At 73.8% G+C, this 17,092-nt stretch carries 16 protein-coding genes; 4 read left to right on the top strand and 12 right to left on the bottom strand.

Annotated elements, in window-relative coordinates:
* Positions 1-21: 21 nt before the first annotated feature.
* Positions 22-765: a lysophospholipid acyltransferase family protein gene (locus SCK26_RS27350; RefSeq protein ID WP_318206101.1), complete on the bottom strand. Its 744-nt coding sequence runs from the start codon at positions 763-765 to the stop codon at positions 22-24.
* A 105-nt stretch (positions 766-870) separates the two neighbouring features.
* Here SCK26_RS27350 and SCK26_RS27345 point away from each other — a divergent pair, with 105 nt between their 5' ends.
* On the top strand, positions 871-1,650 hold the full coding sequence (locus SCK26_RS27345) for an alpha/beta hydrolase (protein ID WP_318203991.1): 780 nt from the start codon (positions 871-873) through the stop codon (positions 1,648-1,650).
* Positions 1,643-2,284, top strand: coding sequence for a hypothetical protein (locus tag SCK26_RS27340; RefSeq protein ID WP_318203990.1), 642 nt, complete (start codon positions 1,643-1,645; stop codon positions 2,282-2,284). Before SCK26_RS27345 ends, SCK26_RS27340 begins: the two co-directional genes overlap by 8 nt.
* 4 nt (positions 2,285-2,288) lie before the next feature.
* Here the strand turns inward: SCK26_RS27340 and SCK26_RS27335 are convergent, their stop codons facing one another.
* The 6 genes from SCK26_RS27335 to SCK26_RS27310 all read right to left on the bottom strand — a co-directional run bounded on the left by SCK26_RS27335 (position 2,289) and on the right by SCK26_RS27310 (position 7,327).
* A complete protein-coding gene (locus SCK26_RS27335) occupies positions 2,289-3,035 on the bottom strand; it encodes an endonuclease/exonuclease/phosphatase family protein (RefSeq protein ID WP_318203989.1) in 747 nt (248 codons plus the stop codon).
* A 103-nt stretch (positions 3,036-3,138) separates the two neighbouring features.
* On the bottom strand, positions 3,139-4,092 hold the full coding sequence (locus SCK26_RS27330) for an ROK family glucokinase (RefSeq protein WP_318203988.1): 954 nt from the start codon (positions 4,090-4,092) through the stop codon (positions 3,139-3,141).
* A gap of 67 nt (positions 4,093-4,159) precedes the next feature.
* Positions 4,160-4,639 carry a DUF5304 domain-containing protein gene (locus SCK26_RS27325; protein WP_318203987.1) on the bottom strand — a complete coding sequence of 160 codons (480 nt, stop codon included), beginning with the start codon at positions 4,637-4,639 and terminating at the stop codon, positions 4,160-4,162.
* 57 nt (positions 4,640-4,696) lie between these two features.
* Positions 4,697-5,869, bottom strand: coding sequence for an ArsA family ATPase (locus SCK26_RS27320; RefSeq protein WP_318203986.1), 1,173 nt, complete (start codon positions 5,867-5,869; stop codon positions 4,697-4,699).
* 92 nt (positions 5,870-5,961) lie between these two features.
* Positions 5,962-6,405, bottom strand: a complete 444-nt coding sequence (locus tag SCK26_RS27315) for an SRPBCC family protein (protein ID WP_318203985.1) — start codon at positions 6,403-6,405, stop codon at positions 5,962-5,964.
* A 124-nt stretch (positions 6,406-6,529) separates the two neighbouring features.
* Positions 6,530-7,327, bottom strand: a complete 798-nt coding sequence (locus tag SCK26_RS27310; RefSeq protein WP_318203984.1) for a metallophosphoesterase family protein — start codon at positions 7,325-7,327, stop codon at positions 6,530-6,532.
* Positions 7,328-7,624: 297 nt separating this feature from the next.
* On the opposite strand from SCK26_RS27310, the gene SCK26_RS27305 reads away from it, so the two are divergent.
* On the top strand, positions 7,625-9,421 hold the full coding sequence (locus tag SCK26_RS27305) for an AMP-dependent synthetase/ligase (protein WP_318203983.1): 1,797 nt from the start codon (positions 7,625-7,627) through the stop codon (positions 9,419-9,421).
* A gap of 15 nt (positions 9,422-9,436) precedes the next feature.
* On the opposite strand, the gene SCK26_RS27300 is transcribed toward SCK26_RS27305, so the two are convergent.
* The gene (locus SCK26_RS27300; protein ID WP_318203982.1) at positions 9,437-10,582 is read right to left on the bottom strand and encodes a glycosyltransferase family 4 protein; all 1,146 of its coding nucleotides are present in this window, start codon (positions 10,580-10,582) and stop codon (positions 9,437-9,439) included.
* Positions 10,583-10,700: 118 nt separating this feature from the next.
* Between SCK26_RS27300 and SCK26_RS27295 the strand changes: the two genes are divergently transcribed.
* Complete coding sequence (locus SCK26_RS27295) at positions 10,701-11,936, top strand: glycosyltransferase 87 family protein (protein WP_318203981.1); 1,236 nt, start codon at positions 10,701-10,703, stop codon at positions 11,934-11,936.
* A gap of 61 nt (positions 11,937-11,997) precedes the next feature.
* Here the strand turns inward: SCK26_RS27295 and SCK26_RS27290 are convergent, their stop codons facing one another.
* The 4 genes from SCK26_RS27290 to SCK26_RS27275 all read right to left on the bottom strand — a co-directional run bounded on the left by SCK26_RS27290 (position 11,998) and on the right by SCK26_RS27275 (position 17,065).
* Positions 11,998-13,182, bottom strand: coding sequence for a hypothetical protein (locus tag SCK26_RS27290; protein ID WP_318203980.1), 1,185 nt, complete (start codon positions 13,180-13,182; stop codon positions 11,998-12,000).
* Between the two features lie 27 nt (positions 13,183-13,209).
* Complete coding sequence (locus SCK26_RS27285; protein WP_318203979.1) at positions 13,210-14,205, bottom strand: NlpC/P60 family protein; 996 nt, start codon at positions 14,203-14,205, stop codon at positions 13,210-13,212.
* 237 nt (positions 14,206-14,442) lie between these two features.
* Complete coding sequence (locus SCK26_RS27280; RefSeq protein ID WP_318203978.1) at positions 14,443-15,510, bottom strand: C40 family peptidase; 1,068 nt, start codon at positions 15,508-15,510, stop codon at positions 14,443-14,445.
* 211 nt (positions 15,511-15,721) lie between these two features.
* Positions 15,722-17,065: an NYN domain-containing protein gene (locus SCK26_RS27275; RefSeq protein ID WP_318203977.1), complete on the bottom strand. Its 1,344-nt coding sequence runs from the start codon at positions 17,063-17,065 to the stop codon at positions 15,722-15,724.
* Between the last annotated feature and the right edge of the window lie 27 nt (positions 17,066-17,092).

Here is a 17,092-nt window from a genome sequence, read left to right as displayed (position 1 = left end):
GAAACCCCCCGATTCCCCCGGCTACTGCTCGGCCTGCCTCTTCCCCGCCTTCTCCGCCTCCTTCGCCGCCTTCGCGGCCTTGGCCGCGTCGGCTATCTGCCGTTTGGCGGCGGTGGCGTACATGTCGACGTACTCCTGGCCGGACAGCTTCATGATCTCGTACATGACCTCGTCGGTCAGGGCGCGCAGCACGAACCGGTCGTGCTCCATGCCCTGGTAGCGGCCGAAGTCCAGCGGCTTGCCGATCCGGATGCCGGGCCGCATCAGCTTCGGCACGACCTGGCCGGGCGGCTGGATCTTCTCCGTGTCGATCATGGCGACCGGGATGACGGGCGCGCCGGTGGCCAGCGCCACCCGGGCGAGGCCGCCGGGCTTGCCCCGGTACAGCCGCCCGTCGGGCGAGCGGGTGCCCTCCGGATAGATGCCGAACAGCTCGCCGCGCTCCAGCACCTCGATGCCGCTGCGGACGGCCGCCTCACCGGCGCCGCGCGCCCCGGAGCGGTCCACCGGGAGCTGGCCCACGCCCTTGAAGAAGGCCGCGGTGAGCCGTCCCTTCACACCCGGGGTGGTGAAGTACTCGGCCTTGGCGATGAACGTGACCTTGCGGTCCAGCACCGCCGGCAGGAAGAACGAGTCCGAGAAGGACAGGTGGTTGCTCGCCAGGATGGCGGGACCGGTGGCCGGGATGTTCTCCAGACCCTCCACCCAGGGCCTGAAGGCGACCTTGAGCGGCCCGCCGATGGCGACCTTCATCGTGCCGTACAACACCCGTGTGCCTCCTGTTTCCGTCGGCAAGACCTTAACCCGGAGTACCGTCAATGAGCCCGACGACCCTGGTCGGTGTCCGTGCGGTCGCGTACGGTGAAGCACATGCCAGTTCTCCCCGGAGCCGAGCCGTACCGCCACGAGGGCGGTGAGGTGGGCGTTCTGTTCTGTCATGGCTTCACCGGCTCGCCCCAGTCGCTGCGCCCCTGGGCGGAGCACCACGCGGCCCGTGGCCTGTCCGTGTCCCTGCCGCTGCTGCCCGGCCACGGCACCCGCTGGACCGACATGCAGCTCACCACCTGGCAGGACTGGTACGCGGAGGTGGACCGCGAGCTGCGCGTGCTCTCCGCCCGCTGCTCCCGGGTGTTCGTGGCGGGGCTGTCGATGGGCGGGGCGCTGGCCCTGCGGCTCGCGGCCCGGCACGGCGCGCGGGTCGCGGGCGCGGTGGTGGTGAACCCGGCGAACAAGGTGCACGGCCTGTCGGCGTACGCCCTTCCGGTGGCCCGGCACCTGGTGCGCTCGACGAAGGGCATCGCCAGCGACATCGCCAAGCGGGACGCGGCGGAGCTGGGCTACGACCGGGTGCCGCTGCACGCGGCGCACTCGCTGCGGCACCTGCTGCGCCGGGTGGACGCCGAGCTGCCCCAGGTCACCCAGCCGCTGCTGCTGCTGCGCAGCGCCGAGGACCATGTCGTACCGGCGGCCGACTCGGCGCGGGTGCTCAGCCGGGTGTCGTCGCGGGACGTCACGGAGATCGTGCTGGAACACAGCTACCACGTGGCGACGTTGGACGTGGACGCGGACCGGATCTTCGAGGAGAGCCTCGACTTCATCGGCCGGCTCGCACCCGGTGTCGGCAAGGAAGGGACGGCCGCAGTTGGCTGAGCACGACTCCGACCGTGACGGCCGTGAGGACCGCGAGGGCCAGGAGGCCCGCGAGGCCCGCGAGGCCCGCGACGGCCAGGAGGTCCGCGAGCCGGACCGGCAGGAAGTGCCGTTCGACGAGGACGCCGCCTGGCGGGCCATCGTCGCCGGGTACGGCGACGAGCCGCCGGACCCGCCCGGCGCCCGGCCGTTCAAGCCGGTGGAGGACCTGGCGCTGCTGGAGAAGAACGCCGCGCCGGACACCGGCAAGGACGCCGGGGGCGAGGAGCCGCCTCCGCGTCCGCTGGGCGCCTCGGTGTCCTTCGCGCCCGGCGTCGGCCCGCGGGTCGGCCCGCGCGACTACGCGGTGGCCGAGCCGTCCGACGACGACTTCGACGAGGACGACGAGGGCCACTTCGTCCCGCCGGAACCGCCGCCGCTGCCGACCGCCGACACCACCGCCCGGTTCGCCTGGCTGGGTGTGCTCGGCGGGCCCGTCCTGCTGCTGCTGGCGGTGCTGCTCGGCTGGCAGATGACCTGGTGGCTGACGACCCTCGGCATCGGCGGCTTCCTCGGCGGCTTCGTGACGCTGGTGGCGCGGATGCGGACGGACGACGAGGAGGACGACGACCCCGGCCGCGGGGCGGTCGTCTGAGGGCCTACGCCGCCGGGACGCGGAGGGCGGCCAGCACCGGGAGGTGGTCCGAGGCCGCCCGCAGGTCCGCCTCGCGCACGCCCGGCTGGTCCAGGGGCACCCCGCAGCCCAGCACCTCGATGCCCTTGGTCGCGAAGATCGCGTCGATGCGCTGGTGCGGGTCGGCGGGGGTGGAGGTGAACTCGCCGCCCCAGGGCGCGGCCGTACGGCAGTCCCGGAGGCCGGCGGCCAGGCGGCGGAAGGTGCGGCCGTCGGGTCCTTCGTTCAGGTCGCCGCCGGCGACGGCGTGCTCCACGCCCAGGGCGGCGAGCCGGTCCAGGAGCATCCCGCCCTGCTCGTAGCGCTCGTCCTGCTGGAGGGACAGATGGCAGCTGAGCACCCCGAGGCGGGCGGCGCCGAAGCGGACCACCGCCGTGGCGAAGCCGCGCCGGTGCAGGCCCGGTGTGAGGGGCAGCAGCAGGTCCTCCGTGCGCTCGACGGTGGCGCGCAGTCCGCACAGGACGGCCGGGCCCGCGGCCGTGGCGCCCCCGGTGAGGACGACCTGGCCGGAGGCCGCCGCGAGCCGCGCCAGCTTCTTGCGCCAGCGGAAGAAGCGGGGCGCCTCCTGGAGGAGGACGAGGTCGGGGGCGCAGGCGGTGATCACCCGGGCGAGCGCGGTGGTGTCATCGCGCATCGAGCGGATGTTGTAACTCAGGACGCGGAGGGTGGCCGAACCGTCGGGCTCTGTTGCGGAGTTGGGGAGCAGCGCCATGTGGATCAATGTACGCCCACGGCGGAGGGGCGCGGCGAGCGGGCGACCACCGGTGTCGTGGCTGGTCGCACCGCTCCCCGCGCCCCTCGGCGTGGGCGGTTCGTCACATGACGGGGTCGGGCTCCCGGGCCAGGTCCGCCGCGCCCACCATGCCGGCCTTGTTGCCGAGCTGGGCGGCGATCACGTCGGCCACCGGGCGCCAGTTGCCGCCCACCAGCCAGCGCTTGTACGACTTGCGGATCGGGTCGAGGACCAGGTCGCCCTCGTCGGAGAGGCCGCCGCCGACGATGAACGCGGACGGGTCGAAGAGCGAGGCCAGGTCGGCGAGGCCGGCGCCGGCCCAGCGGGCCAGCTCGCGGTAGGAGTCGACGGCGACCGGGCAGCCCTGCCGGGCGGCCATGGAGATGTGCTTGCCCTCGATGCCGTCGGGAGTGCCGTCGCCGAGCGCGAGGAGGACCTCGGCGCGCTCGGGGGTGGCGTTGGCGCGCTGCTTGGCGTAGCGGACCAGGGCGCGGCCGGAGGCGTACTGCTCCCAGCAGCCCTGCGAGCCGCAGCCGCACAGCAGGCCGTCCGGGACCATCCGGATGTGGCCGAATTCCGCGGCCACGCCGAAGTGGCCGCGGCGCAGCTTGTTGCCGATGATGATGCCGCCGCCGAGGCCGGTGCCGAGCGTGATGCAGATGACGTTGCGGTGGCCCTTGCCCGCGCCGAACCTGTACTCGCCCCAGGCGGCGGCGTTGGCGTCGTTCTCGACCACGACCGGCAGGTCCGTGCGGGCCTCGACCTTTTCCTTGAGCGGTTCGTTGCGCCAGTCGATGTTCGGCGCGAAGTACACCGTGGAGCGCTGGCGGTTGACGTAACCGGCCGCGCCGATGCCCACGCCGACGATCTCGTGCCCGGCCCGCGCGCCCTCCACCGCCGAGGCGATGGCGTCCACGATGGCCTCGGGTGTGGTGGGGGTCGGCACCTTGAAGGTCGAGAGGATGTTGCCTTCCTCGTCGACCACGCCGGCCGCGATCTTCGTGCCGCCGATGTCGACGCCGATGGTGAGTCCCATGAATCCCTCAGTTTCGGTCGAGCCCCGCTACGGCCAACCGTACCCGAGGCCCCGCCGGGGCAGGGCGTCAGTCCAGGTCGATGCGCTCCCCCGGGCCGGCGCCCGCGCCGCCGTCGTCCCGGTCCGGCCGGTCGGACGCGGGGTCGGACGTGCGCGCGGTCCAGCGCCGCTCCTGGCCCTGGACGGCGGAGCGGTAGGCGGCGAGCAGTTCCCCGCCGGCCGCGGCGAGGTGATCGAAGACATCGGGGTTGCGCTCTATGACGGGTTCCACGGCGGCCTTGGCCTGCTGGACGACCTGGCGCACGGCCTGCTGGGCGGCCGGTCCGGCGAGGCCGCCGAGCAGCGGCGCCTGCAGGCCGGAGAGCTTGTCGGCGACCGCGTCGACCAGCTTCTTCAGCTCCTCGGCGGCCGAGCCCGGGGGCGGGCCGTGCTCGGTGCGGCGGCGGGCCTGCTCGGCGGCGAGGTCCTCGGCACAGGCCGTGGCCCAGGCGTCGGCGTCGGTCGCCCGCTCCGGCGGCGGCTGGGATGCGGGGCGCTCTTCGCTCATGGCGGACTCCTGACTACGGTTCGCCTTTACGACGTTACCCGAACGGCCGTGCCCTGTTCACCGTCCGCCGGCGGGCCACAGGCCGGGGTCCGGGGCGAACCGGATGCGCAGCTCGCCGTCCCGCAGTCCGGCGCCGGCGACGGTGCAGCGGCGCAGCGCGGAGGGCAGCGGAACGATCCGGCGGAAGGGGCCCGTGGTGATCAGGAGTTCGTCGCCGCGCCGGACGAGGTCGAGTTCGTCCCGTATCGCGCCGGGCAGCGGCAGGTGCCAGACGAGCACGCCGTCCTCGGCGATCCGGTCGGTGACGGGCCACTCGACCGGTGCGGACGCCGGATCGACGGCGGGCACGGCGAGCGCGGCGAGGTCGTCGCCGCCCTGCGGGTCGCGGCCGAGGTGCGGGACGAGGTGGACGTCGTAGGGCTCCCGCCACTCGGCGAGCGTCTTGTGCTGCTGGGCGATCAGCCCGCAGAGCCAGTCGCCGGAGGCGGTCTCGGGCAGGACGCGGTTGGCGATCAGTGCCTCGGTGCCCAGGCCGCGCAGGGCGAGGCCGAGGGAGGCGGTGCGCAGGGCGTCGGCGCCGGCCGGGCCGGGCTCGGCGACCAGGCGGACGGCGGTGTCCCGGTCGGCGAGGACGGCTTCGACGGCGGCCAGTTCGACGTCCCAGCGGGCCGCCGTCTCGTACAGCCACTCGGCGGGCATGGGGACGCCGGCCAGCCGGCCGAGGACCGGGCGCAGGGCGCGGGCGGCCTGCCGTTCGGGCGGCAGCAGGCGGCGCAGATAGCGGCGCAGCTCCTCGGGCAGGCCGAGCAGGGCAAGGGCGCGCGGGAGCGGCGGGAGGTCGACGACGAGCAGGTCGTGGCGGTCGGAGAGGGCCGCGTCCCGCAGGGCGCGCAGGAAGGACAGTTCCTCGGCGCCGGGCAGCGGGGTGACCTCCTCGGCGTCGAGGCGGGCGGCACCGAGCAGGTCGAGGACGCTCTCGGCGCGGGTCTGGAAGGCGGTGAGGTCCCGCCGGAAGCCCTCCGTGGCGTCCGGACGCCAGACGGTCAGGCGCGGCGCGGCCTCGACCGGGGCCGGTCCCGTCGGGGTGCCCAGTGCCGCGCCCGGGGTGTCGGTGCGGTCGGCGCTCAGCAGGAGGGTGCGGTGGCCCGCACGGGCGGAGGCGAGCGCGGTGGCCGCGGCGACGGTGGTCCGGCCGCTGCCGCCCGGGCCCGTGATCAGGAGGGTGCGCATGAGGCTGAACCGTACCGCCGTGCGCGCGGGCGGGCCGGTGCGGCGCCCTTCCCGGGAACTCGGCAAGGCTCCTTCGCCGGGACTCCGGGAGGCTACTTCCCCAGCGACTCGACCCGCTCCTTCAGGCCCGCCAGCGCGCGGTCGATGACGACCTTCTCCGCCTTGCGCTTGATCATGCCCAGCATGGGGATCTTGACGTCGACGGTGAGCCGGTAGGTGACCTCGGTGGCGTTCGCGCCGGCCGGCTTCAGCAGGTAGGAGCCGTCCAGGGAGCGGAGCATCTGGGACTTCACCAGGCTCCAGGAGACCTCGTGGCCGCCGTGCCAGGTGTAGGCGAGGGTCTGGTCGTCCTTGATGGCGCCGGCGTCCATGACGAGGCGGACCTGCTCGGCGCGGCCGTGCTCGTCGGCGGAGAGGACCTCGGCCTCCTTCACCTCGCCGGTCCAGTCCGGGTAGCGCGCGAAGTCGGCGATCACCGCCATGACGTCGGCGGGAGCCGCCTCGATCGTGATGCTCGAACTGGTGTGTTCCGCCATCGCCGTGGCTCCTCCGGATGCGCGCCGTGTGGGAGAGGTCGTCTGTGCGCCGGGCCGCGCACGTGTGTGCAGCGTGAAGGCTACCGCGCCGCCGACCTGCCGCCTTCACCCCACCTGACGTGCCTCACCACTGAAGCACCCAGGGGGTGCCGGAGCCGGCGAAGTGCCCCACGTTCACGCACTCGGTGGCGCCGATCCGCATCCGGCGCGCGAGCGGCTGGTGCACATGGCCGAAAAGCGCGTACCGGGGCCGGGTGCGGCGGATGGCGTCCAGCAGGGCCCGGCTGCCCCGTTCGAAGCGGCGGGCCACGGTGTCGTAGACCAGTTCGGGCACCTCCGGCGGGATGTGGGTGCACAGCACGTCGACCTCGCCGACGGCCTCGATCTTCGCCGCGTACTCCTCGTCGTCGATCTCGTACGGAGTGCGCATCGGGGTGCGCAGGCCGCCGCCGACGAAGCCGAAGGTCCACCCGCCGATCTCCACCCGCTGGCCGTCGAGGACCGTGGTGCCGGGCCGGGCGTACTCCTGCCAGAGCTGCGGCATGTCGACATTGCCGTAGGTGGCGTACGTCGGGGTGGGGAACGCGGCGAACAGCTCGTCGTACTGCCGGCGCACCGCCTTCTCGATGGCGGCGGCCCGGTCGGTGCCGATGCCGGCCCACAGCCGGGCGCCGAACGCGCGGGCCTCGGCGAACCGGCGGGCGGTGCGCAGCTCGACGATGCGGTCGGCGTTCTCCTTGCCGAACAGGTCGGGGAAGATGCCGCGCGAGTGGTCGGCGTAGTCGAGGAAGAGGACGAGGTCGCCCAGGCAGACGAGGGCGTCGGCGCCGTCACCGGCCCGGGCCAGGTCACGGGCGTTGCCGTGCACATCGCTGACCACATGGACCCGGGTCCGCCGGTTGCCGGTGCGTGTGGAAGCCATGGTGATCAAGGGTAGGCGTGTGGGGTGTACGTGAACAGTGCCGGTCCGGCCTGCGGTTACTCGCCGGTCGGTTGGGCCGTGGACTACTGTGCGCGAAGGAACGCCCGCGTGTGTGACGCAGCGAACATCTCGCCGGGACCCCCTGTCGTAGACGCCATACCGGCGGGTAACGTCCGGGCAGTCCAGTCGTGCTCAGGTTTTCAGCCACCGAAGTACCCGAGCACCTGCCCGAGCCTTGGACCGCACCGTCGCATCGCACAATGTCGTGGCGCCGGCGCCCTATGAGGAGCAGCAGTCTTGCGCGAGTTCAGCCTTCCGGCTTTGTACGAGGTCCCCGCGGACGGAAATCTGACCGATATCGTTCGCAGAAACGCCGCGCAGCACCCCGACGTCGCCGTCATCGCCCGCAAGTCGGACGGTGTCTGGCAGGACGTGACCGCACGGGAGTTCCTGGCCGAGGTGCGCACCGCCGCCAAGGGTCTGATCGCCGCCGGGGTGCAGCCGGGCGACCGGGTGGGCCTGATGTCCCGGACCCGCTACGAGTGGACGCTGCTGGACTTCGCGATCTGGAGCGCGGGCGCCGTCACCGTGCCGGTGTACGAGACGAGTTCCCCGGAGCAGGTGCGCTGGATCCTGTCCGACTCGGGCGCGACGGCCTGCGTGGTGGAGCTGGACAATCACGCGGCGGCCGTGGAGTCGGTGCGCGAGTCGCTGCCCGCGCTGAAGCACGTCTGGCAGATCGAGGCCGGGGGCGTGGCGGAGCTGGGCCGGCTCGGACAGGGCGTGTCCGACGAGACGGTGGAGGAGCGCGGCTCGCTCGCCCGGGCCGACGACCCGGCGACCATCGTGTACACGAGCGGCACCACCGGGCGGCCGAAGGGCTGTGTGCTGACCCACCGCAGCTTCTTCGCCGAGTGCGGGAACGTGGTGGAGCGGCTGCGTCCGCTGTTCCGCACCGGCGAGTGCTCCGTGCTGCTCTTCCTGCCCCTCGCCCATGTCTTCGGGCGGCTGGTGCAGGTGGCGCCGATGATGGCGCCGATCAAGCTCGGCTGCGTCCCGGACATCAAGAACCTCACCGACGAACTCGCCGCGTTCCGGCCTACGCTGATCCTCGGTGTGCCGCGGGTCTTCGAGAAGGTGTACAACGCGGCGCGCGCCAAGGCGCAGGCGGACGGCAAGGGGAAGATCTTCGACAGGGCGGCGGACACCGCGATCGCCTACAGCAAGGCGCTGGACACCGCCTCCGGACCGTCGCTCGGCCTGAAGCTCCGGCACAAGCTCTTCGACAAGCTGGTCTACGGCAAGCTGCGCGCGGTCCTCGGCGGCCGGGGCGAGTACGCCATCTCCGGCGGGGCCCCGCTCGGCGAGCGGCTCGGCCACTTCTTCCGGGGCATCGGCTTCACGGTGCTGGAGGGGTACGGCCTGACCGAGTCCTGTGCGGCGACCGCGTTCAACCCGTGGGACCGGCAGAAGATCGGCACGGTCGGGCAGCCGCTGCCCGGCTCGGTGGTGCGGATCGCGGACGACGGCGAGGTGCTGCTGCACGGCGAGCACCTGTTCAAGGAGTACTGGAACAACCCGGGCGCCACGGCGGAGGCGCTGGCCGACGGCTGGTTCCACACCGGTGACATCGGCACCCTGGACGAGGACGGCTATCTGCGGATCACCGGCCGGAAGAAGGAGATCATCGTCACGGCGGGCGGCAAGAACGTGGCGCCGGCCGTGATCGAGGACCGGATCCGGGCGCACGCGCTGGTCGCGGAGTGCATGGTGGTGGGCGACGGGCGGCCGTTCGTGGGCGCGCTGGTCACCGTCGACGAGGAGTTCCTGGGCCGTTGGGCCGCCGAGCACGGCAAGCCGGCGGGCTCCACGGCGGCGTCCCTGAAGGACGACCCGGACCTGCTCGCGGCGATCCAGGCGGCCGTGGACGACGGCAACGCCGCGGTGTCCAAGGCGGAGTCGGTGCGCAAGTTCCGGGTGCTGTCCGCCCAGTTCTCGGAGGAGTCGGGGCACCTGACGCCGTCGCTGAAGCTGAAGCGGAACGTGGTGGCGAAGGACTACGCGGCCGAGATCGAGGCGATCTACGCCAAGTGAGGCGCGCGGAGCGCTTCACTCCAGCAGTGTCCTCAAGTTCTCCGCCAGCAGGTCCCAGCGCCACTTCTCCTCCACCCACCGGCGGCCCCGCTCGCCCATCCGCCGTCGCAGCCCGGGGTCCTGGAGGAGGGTCACGACGCGGTCGGCGGTCTCGGCGGGCTCGCCGCCCCTGACCACCCAGCCGGTCTCGCCGTCCAGGACCGCGTCGGGCGCGCCGCCCGAGTCGCCCGCGACGACCGGCAGTCCGGTCGCGGAGGCCTCCAGGTAGACGATGCCGAGGCCCTCCACGTCCAGGCCGCCGCGCCGGGTGCGGCAGGGCATGGCGAACACGTCGCCGGCGCCGTAGTGCGCGGGCAGCTCCGACCAGGGCACGGCGCCGGTGAAGCGGACCGAGCCGGCCACGCCGGTCTCCTCGGCGAGGCGGCGCAGGTCCCGTTCGTAGGGACCGCCGCCGACGATCAGCAAGGCGGTGTCCGGTTCGGCGGCGAGGATCCGCGGCATGGCCCGGATCAGGGTGTCCTGCCCCTTGCGCGGCACCAGCCGGGAGACGCAGACCACGACCGGCCGGTCGGCGAGGCCGAGCCGCGCGCGGACCTCGTCGCCGCCGGAGCCGGGATGGAAGGTCTTCTCGTCGACCCCCGGCGGCAGTCGCACCATCCGCGCGGCGGCATCCGGGGTGAGGGCGGCGGCGATCCGGGAGCGGGTGTACTCGCCGAGGTAGGTGAGCGTGTCCGTGGACTGTCCGATCCGGCGCAGCAGCCGCCGGGCGGCGGGCAGCTGGGCCCAGCCGGCCTCGTGTCCGTGGGTGGTGGCCACCAGCCGCTCGGCGCCGGCCCCGCGCAGCGCGGGCGCCATGAGGCCGAGCGGGGCCGCCGCGCCGAACCACACCGCGGTGCAGCCGTGCTCGCGCAGCAGCCCGGCCGCCCGCCGGGTGGCCCCCGGGGTCGGCAGCAGCATGGTGGCGCGGTCGCGGACGACGGTGAAGGGCTGCTCGGCGTCGAAGGCGGCGGTGGCCTCCGCGCCCTCCCGGCCGCGCTTCCAGGTGGAGGCGTAGACGACCAGCCGGTCCGGGTCCAGGCGCAGGGCCATGTTGTGCAGGAAGGCCTGGATGCCGCCCGGCCGGGGCGGGAAGTCGTTGGTGACGATCAGGGTCTTTCGCATCGCCGCCGACCCTACCGAACGGGCCGTCCCCGGCCGGACGCGGCCGAGTCTGTGGCACGCGCACCGGCTCCCGGGACATCATGGTCGCTCGAAACGGATTCGAACGGCAGGGGATCACGTGGAGACGAAGGGTGCCGGACGGTCCCCGTGGTGGCCGCTCGCGGTCTGGGGCGCCGGCCGCGCGGCGCTGCTGCTGTTCGTGTTCCGGGTGTACGTCTTCCCGGGCCCGGACGTCACCTCGGACGTGTCGGTGATCTACCGCGGCTGGTACGAGGTGCTGCGCCAAGGAACGTTTCCGCTGGACGACGTGACCTGGCAGTACCCGCCCGCCGCCGCCCTCGCGATCCTCTCCCCCGCCGCCCTGCCCTTCCTGTCGTACGCGCACGCCTTCTTCGTGCTGGCGTGCCTGTGCGACGCCGTGGTGCTGGCGCTGCTGCTGTACGCGGGCCGGCGGTCCGGCCGGTCCGCGCGCGGGGCGTGGGTGTGGGTGGCGGGCGTACCGCTGCTCGGGCCGACGGTGTACGCGCGCTACGACCTGATGGTGACCGCGGTGGCCGTGGCGGCGCTGCTGGCGGGGGCCCGGCACCCGCGGGCGCTGGGCGCGCTGGCGGCGCTCGGGGCGCTGGTGAAGGTGTGGCCGGCGCTGCTGCTGGTCGGCGCCGCCGGGCGGCGGGCGTGGGTGTCGGCGGCGGTGACCGGGGCGGGCGTCGCGCTGCTGTTCACGGTGTCGATGCCGGGCGCCTTCGCGTTCCTGACCTTCCAGCGGGACCGGGGCACCGAGGTGGAGTCGCTGGGCGCCCTGGTCTTCCATGTGGCCCGGCACTTCGGCTGGCGGGGCGAGGTGCTGCTGAACTACGGCTCGATCGAGTTCCTGGGCCCGTGGGTGAACGTGGTGAGCACGGCCGCGCTGGCGCTGACCGGGGCCGCGTTCGGCTGGCTGCTGCTGTGGCGGCTGCGCGCGAGGCGCCTGGAGGGGCCCGCCCTCGCCGACGCGGCCCTGACGGCGGTGCTGCTGTTCACGGTGACCAGCCGGGTGATCAGCCCGCAGTACCTGGTGTGGCTGGTGGGCCTGGCCGCCGTCTGCCTGACGCACCGGGCGACCCGGATGGGGCCGCCCGCGCTGATGGTCGTAGCGGCGTCGTTCCTGACGGTCCTGGAGTTCCCGCTCGGCTTCTCGCACGTGGTGCTGAGCGACGGCTACGGTGTCACGCTGCTGGTGCTGCGCAACGGCCTGCTGGTCGCGGCCACGCTCACCGCCGCCCGCCGGCTGTGGCGCGCGACCGTCCCGCCCGGACCGGCCGCCCCGTTCCCGCCTCGGCCGGCCCGCACCACGCGGGCCCGGGTCTCCTCCTGACCCGGGGCCCGGCCCGGCGACAGGGACGGCGAACGGAACGGCGGCCACCGGACCGGCTCTGTCAGCGGAGGCGGGACGTGACGTAGGCGTGCCAGTCGGCGGTGAAATCCCGCGCCGTCGTGCCGAGCACCGTGCGCAGCGCCTCCTCGACCGCGCCCGTCCGTTCGCCGTGGGCGCCGACGGCCCGGTAGAAGGCGCCGAGCCGGGCCGCGCCCCACTTCTCGGCGATCATCCGGCAGGCCAGCCAGCCGCTCTCGTAGGCCCGTGCCAGCTTCACGGGGTCGCTGGTGAAGCCGAAGTCCTTGTCGGTGGGCAGCGCCTCGGGCGTCTCGCCCTCCCGGACGGCCCGGGCGAGTTCGGGAGCGGCCTCGGCCGGAGCGCGGCCGGTGCCGAGGTAGCCGATCCAGTCGGCGTAGCCCTCCGACAGCCACAGCGGGGTGGCGGCCGTGGTGTCCGCCCGGGTGGCCACGTGGGCCGTCTCATGGGTGAGGACGATCTGCCGGCCGGCGTCGCCGAGCAGCGCGTACGCCTCCGGGTTGATCACCACCCGGTCCGCCGGCGCCCGGCCCGAGCCGCCCGCCTCGCCCGTGGTGACCGCCGCGATGCCCCGGTAGTCATCGGCCGGCGCGCCGAGGAGGGCCGCCATGCCCGCCAGCGACTTCGGGACGAGGACGACGACCCGGCGGCTCCAGCGCGTGCCCCACGCCCCGGAGACGGCCGGGACCGCCCGGTCGGCGAGCCGGGCGAAGCCGGACAGGGCGGCCGGGTCGGCGGTGCCGAGCACCAGGCTGTGGCCGCCCGCCACGGCGCTCACCGTGCCCTGGTCCCACAACTCCTGCCCGGCCTGGCGGGCGGGCCGTTCCGCGGTGACGTACCAGTGGCCGTCGGCGGTGCGGCCCAGGCTGAGGGTGCGGCGGGCGTCGACCGGGGCCTTGTCGTAACCGGCGATGCGGTAGCTCAGTTCGGCGTCGGCGGTGGCGCCGGAGGCGGTGCGGCGCACGGCGGTGACCCGGTAGCCGAAGGAGGCCAGCGGCAGGGCGCGCAGCCGGGTGTACTGGTTGCGGGTGCCCGTCTCGCCGTACGCCCGCTCGTCGTGACCGAGCACGGCGGCCGAGCGCCGGTCGAGCATCCGCTGCACCTCGGTGCGCACCGGATCGCCCGTCCGCTGCCCGTCGCACCCGGTGAGCGGCAGCAGCAGAGCGAGCCCTACGGCTCCGATGCTCCACGTCCGCCCGCGACCAGCCATTCGCCGATCGTACGGCGCGCGGCGCGGTCAGGGCCGGGTGACCGAGGAGACCGGCATCATGCCGACCGGGTCGTAGCGCACCGGAGCGCCGGGATAGGGGGCGTGGATGACCTGGCCGTGGCCCGCGTACAGCGCCACGTGGCTGGCGTCGGAGCGGTAGACGACCAGGTCGCCGGGGCGGGCCTGGGAGAGCGGGACCCGGCGGCCGGCGAAGCGCTGCTCCTGGGAGGTGCGCGGCAGCTGGATGCCGGCGTGCGCGTACGCCCACTGCGTCAGGCCCGAACAGTCGAAGCCGGCGGGGCCGTTGGCGCCCCACACATAGGGGCGGCCGAGGGCGGTGCGGGCGGCGGCCAGGGCGGCGGCGGCCCGGCCGTCGGCGGCGGCGGCCGGGACGGGCAGGTCCGCGCGGGTGCCGCGGGAGGCCCGGTCGTAGGCGGCGCGTTCCCGGGCGGGCATGGCCTTGAGCAGCTGCCGGGCCCGGGCGAGCTTGCGTTCCACGGTCCGCTTGTGGGCGGCCACGGCCCGGCGGCTGCGCTCCAGTTCGGCGAGGGTCCCGGCGGCCTCCGCGCGCTCCTGGGCGAGTTCGCGCAGCACGGCCCGCAGCTCCGTGAGGCGTCCGGCCTGCCGGGCGCCGATGCGGTCGAGCGTGGCCGCCTTCTCCAGGTACTCCTCGGGCTCGGCGGAGAACAGCAGGGCGACGGCCGGGTCGATGCCGCCGGACCGGTACTGGGCGCCGGCCAGCGAACCGAGCTGTTCGCGCAGGTCGTTGACGCGCTGCTGCTGCCGGGCCAGGTGGTCCTGGGTGGCGCCGAGCCGCCGGCGCAGCTCACCGGCGCGCTCCTCGGCCTTGTCGTAGGCCTGGGTCGCCTTCTCGGCCTCCGCGTACAGCCGGTCCACCTCGGCGCGGTCACCGGCCCCGGGCGCGGCGTGTGCCGGTACGGCGCCGAGCGCGGCCGACAGCACGCACAGGGCGGCGGCACCCCGGTCGAATCCGGACAGGGCAAGGCGGCGATGGGACCCCACGGCAGTCCTTTGGCTGGCGGACGTCGGACCGTCTCCCCGACGCCGGGGACGGGGAGGCCCCGGCGGCGGGGAAACGCGGCAGACAGTAGCCGCGCGCGGGGGCCCGGACCAAAGACCTCGGCGTCAAGACATGCTGACGCCCCGCCGCTGACGCAGGTCAGCGGCGGGGCACGGGGTCAGTTCCGGTTCCGGTGATTCGCCCGTTCGGGCGCCACCGTGTCCGTGTGCCGCGGGATGTCAGACGCGGACGCCCCACATGAACGGGCCGCCGATGGTGCTCATGGACTCGTACCGCACGACCGTGCCGGTGCGCGGGGCGTGCAGGACCTGGCCGTTGCCCGCGTACAGGCCGACGTGGTGCAGGTCGTTGAAGAAGAAGACCAGGTCGCCGACCTTCAGATCGTTGACCGAGGTGATCCTCGTGCCGATCTGGGACTGGGCCTCGGAGGTGCGCGGGATGGAGACGCCGGCCTGGGCGTAGGCCCAGGAGGTCAGGCCCGAGCAGTCGAAGGAGGACGGGCCGGTGGCGCCGTAGACGTACGGCGAGCCGAGCCTGGTCTGGGCGGCGGAGAAGGCCGCCTGGGCCCGGCCGGAGGCGGGCGGGGCGTCGCCGAGGTCGGGACGCTCGCTGCCGGTGGAGCGGTTGGCGCGCTCCTGCCCTGCCTTGGCGCGCTTCTGCTCCTCCTCGGCGAGCTGCTGCTTCTCCTTGGCGGTCAGGGTGTTCAGCAGCCGCTGGGCCTCGCCGAGCTTGCCCTGGACTTCCTTCTTCTTGTTGCCCAGTTCGGTGCGGGTGGCGGAGAGGTCCTTGAGCTTCTCGGTGGCCTCGGCCCGCTCCTGGGCCAGTTCGCGCTGCTTGTCCTGGATCTTCTTCAGCGCGTCGACCTGCTGGCTGCTCAACTGGTCCAGCGTGGACGCCTTGTCGAGGTAGTCGTCCGGGTCGGAGGACAGGAACAGCTGGACCGAGGCGTCGATGCCGCCGGAGCGGTACTGGGCGGTGGCCAGCGAACCGAGGCCGTCGCGCAGCTTGTTGAGCTCCTCCTGGCCGCGGGCGACGTTGTCCTGGATGGTGGAGATTTCCTTCTGCAGCTTCTGCTGCTTCTCCTTGGCGCCGTTGTACTTCTCGGTCGCCTGCTCGGCCTGCTCGTAGAGCTTGTCGACCTTCGCCTTCACCTCGTCCTTGCTCAGCTTCTCGCTGGGGGCGGCGTTGGCGGCGTTCGCGCTGAGCGCGACGGCAGCGGCGGCTGCGGTGGTCAGCACGGTCACGCGGGTGCGACTCGGCTGCTTGGGTCGACGGTGGGACGCCACGGAGGGAGAACTCCTTCTTGAGAGTGATCACCCGTTCGGAGGTTCGAGCCAGACCCTAGTGACCCAGTTGTGATCAGTTCAAATCCTCACAGCAAAAAAACGCGTCAGGCCGTGCATTCTTTGCACATAACTCACGGGTAGTGAGATCGGGTTGACCCTACGTCGCCTGACAATGCCGCCAATTCGGGCAACGGCTACGTCCGTTGGGCGTTCAGGACAGCCGCTTCAGGAGCACCGCGGAAGCGACCGGCCGGGCTCCCGCCTTGGCGATCCCGTCGGCGACCTCCCGGTCGGTGGAGGCGACGATGACCGGACGCCCCGGCGGCTCCGCGCGCACCAGCTGCCGGATCAGCTCGTCGGCGGTGACACCCGGCTTGGAGAACAGCACCCGCACCCCGCGCGGCGGCGCGAGCAGCACCGGCGCGGCCAGTTCGGCGCCGTCGAAGACACAGGTGACCTCGGCCCCGGTCTGCGCGGCGAGCGCCGAGAGCTGGCCCAGCAGCCTGAGCCGCTGCTTCTCCAGCGGCATCTGGGGATAACCGGTCTTGGTCACGTTGTAGCCGTCGACGACCAGATGCACCTGCGGCAGCGCCAGCAACTGGTCGAGAATGGCCGGGTCGTTCTCCGACAGGGCGCGCGCCGCGATGTCCTTCGGGGTCATCCGGCCCGGCTCCACCGCGTCGACCGTCTCGGCCGGGCGCACCGAGACCGGCGGCAGGGCCAGCTCGCGCCTGAGCCCCTGGGTGGCGTCCAGCAGGGTGTCGAGCAGCAGCCGCACCCGCATGTCCTCCACGCTCCGGCCCTCCCGGGCCGCCCGGCGGGTGGCCTCCAGCGCCGCCTCGGCCTCGCCCAGGCGGCCCTTGAGCCGCCGGGACTCGCTCTCCGCCGCCGACACCTGCGCCTGCGCCTCGGCGCGCGCGGCGTCGACCTCGCCGTACGCCTTGCGCAGCGCGGCCTCGCCCCGCTTGACGTCGCTGAGCGCGGCCCGCAGCTTGCGGTGCAGCGACTCCGCCTCCCTGCGGGCCGTCTCCAGCTCCGCGCGCAGCCGTTCGGTCTCGGCGCGGGTGTGGTCGCGGGCCTGCGCCAGCTCCGCGCGCAGCCGCTCCAGCTCGGCCCGGTTCTCCTCGTCGGCCCGCTCGGCGTCCGCGCGCTGCGCCTCCTCGCCGGCCGCCGTGACCAGCTTCACCCAGCCCGCCGGGCGCAGCACATAGGCCGCCGCCGCCACGTCGAGCGGGTCGGCGGCGGGGGGCGGGGAGCCGGAGTCGAGGGCCGCGGCCAGTTCCGACTGGGCCTCACGGAACCGCTCGCCGATCCGCTGCCGGAACAGCGCGTCGGTCTCCAGCGCCGCCGCCATCGCGTTCCCGGCGAACTTGGCCCGGCGATTCGGGGCGAAGCGGGCGTACTGCCTCAGCTGGGCGGGCAGCTCCGCCAGGGTCAGTCCGCCGAAGCCGTCCGAGACGATCTGCACGACCCGCCGGCGCACGCCGTCGGGCAGCGGACGGTCAAGCACCTCGGCGGTGCCGTCGCCCGGCCCCCCGCCTGCGGTCTCCACCATCCGTCACACACCCCAATACCGGAAGAA

Origin of the sequence: Streptomyces sp. SCL15-4, from assembly GCF_033366695.1 — a bacterium.
Taxonomy (GTDB): Bacteria; Actinomycetota; Actinomycetes; order Streptomycetales; family Streptomycetaceae; genus Streptomyces.
Note: the sequence above shows the minus strand (reverse complement) of the source record. Positions and strands in the feature narration are given on the sequence as shown.

What these genes read in the sequence shown, in the direction of transcription:
- SCK26_RS27345 (WP_318203991.1), top strand. Translation starts at nt 871, where the DNA reads ATGCCAGTTCTCCCCGGAGCCGAGCCGTACCGCCACGAGGGCGGTGAG.
- SCK26_RS27335 (WP_318203989.1), bottom strand. Translation starts at nt 3,035, where the DNA reads ATGGCGCTGCTCCCCAACTCCGCAACAGAGCCCGACGGTTCGGCCACC.
- SCK26_RS27330 (WP_318203988.1), bottom strand. Translation starts at nt 4,092, where the DNA reads ATGGGACTCACCATCGGCGTCGACATCGGCGGCACGAAGATCGCGGCC.
- SCK26_RS27325 (WP_318203987.1), bottom strand. Translation starts at nt 4,639, where the DNA reads ATGAGCGAAGAGCGCCCCGCATCCCAGCCGCCGCCGGAGCGGGCGACC.
- SCK26_RS27320 (WP_318203986.1), bottom strand. Translation starts at nt 5,869, where the DNA reads ATGCGCACCCTCCTGATCACGGGCCCGGGCGGCAGCGGCCGGACCACC.
- SCK26_RS27315 (WP_318203985.1), bottom strand. Translation starts at nt 6,405, where the DNA reads ATGGCGGAACACACCAGTTCGAGCATCACGATCGAGGCGGCTCCCGCC.
- SCK26_RS27310 (WP_318203984.1), bottom strand. Translation starts at nt 7,327, where the DNA reads ATGGCTTCCACACGCACCGGCAACCGGCGGACCCGGGTCCATGTGGTC.
- SCK26_RS27300 (WP_318203982.1), bottom strand. Translation starts at nt 10,582, where the DNA reads ATGCGAAAGACCCTGATCGTCACCAACGACTTCCCGCCCCGGCCGGGC.
- SCK26_RS27290 (WP_318203980.1), bottom strand. Translation starts at nt 13,182, where the DNA reads ATGGCTGGTCGCGGGCGGACGTGGAGCATCGGAGCCGTAGGGCTCGCT.
- SCK26_RS27275 (WP_318203977.1), bottom strand. Translation starts at nt 17,065, where the DNA reads ATGGTGGAGACCGCAGGCGGGGGGCCGGGCGACGGCACCGCCGAGGTG.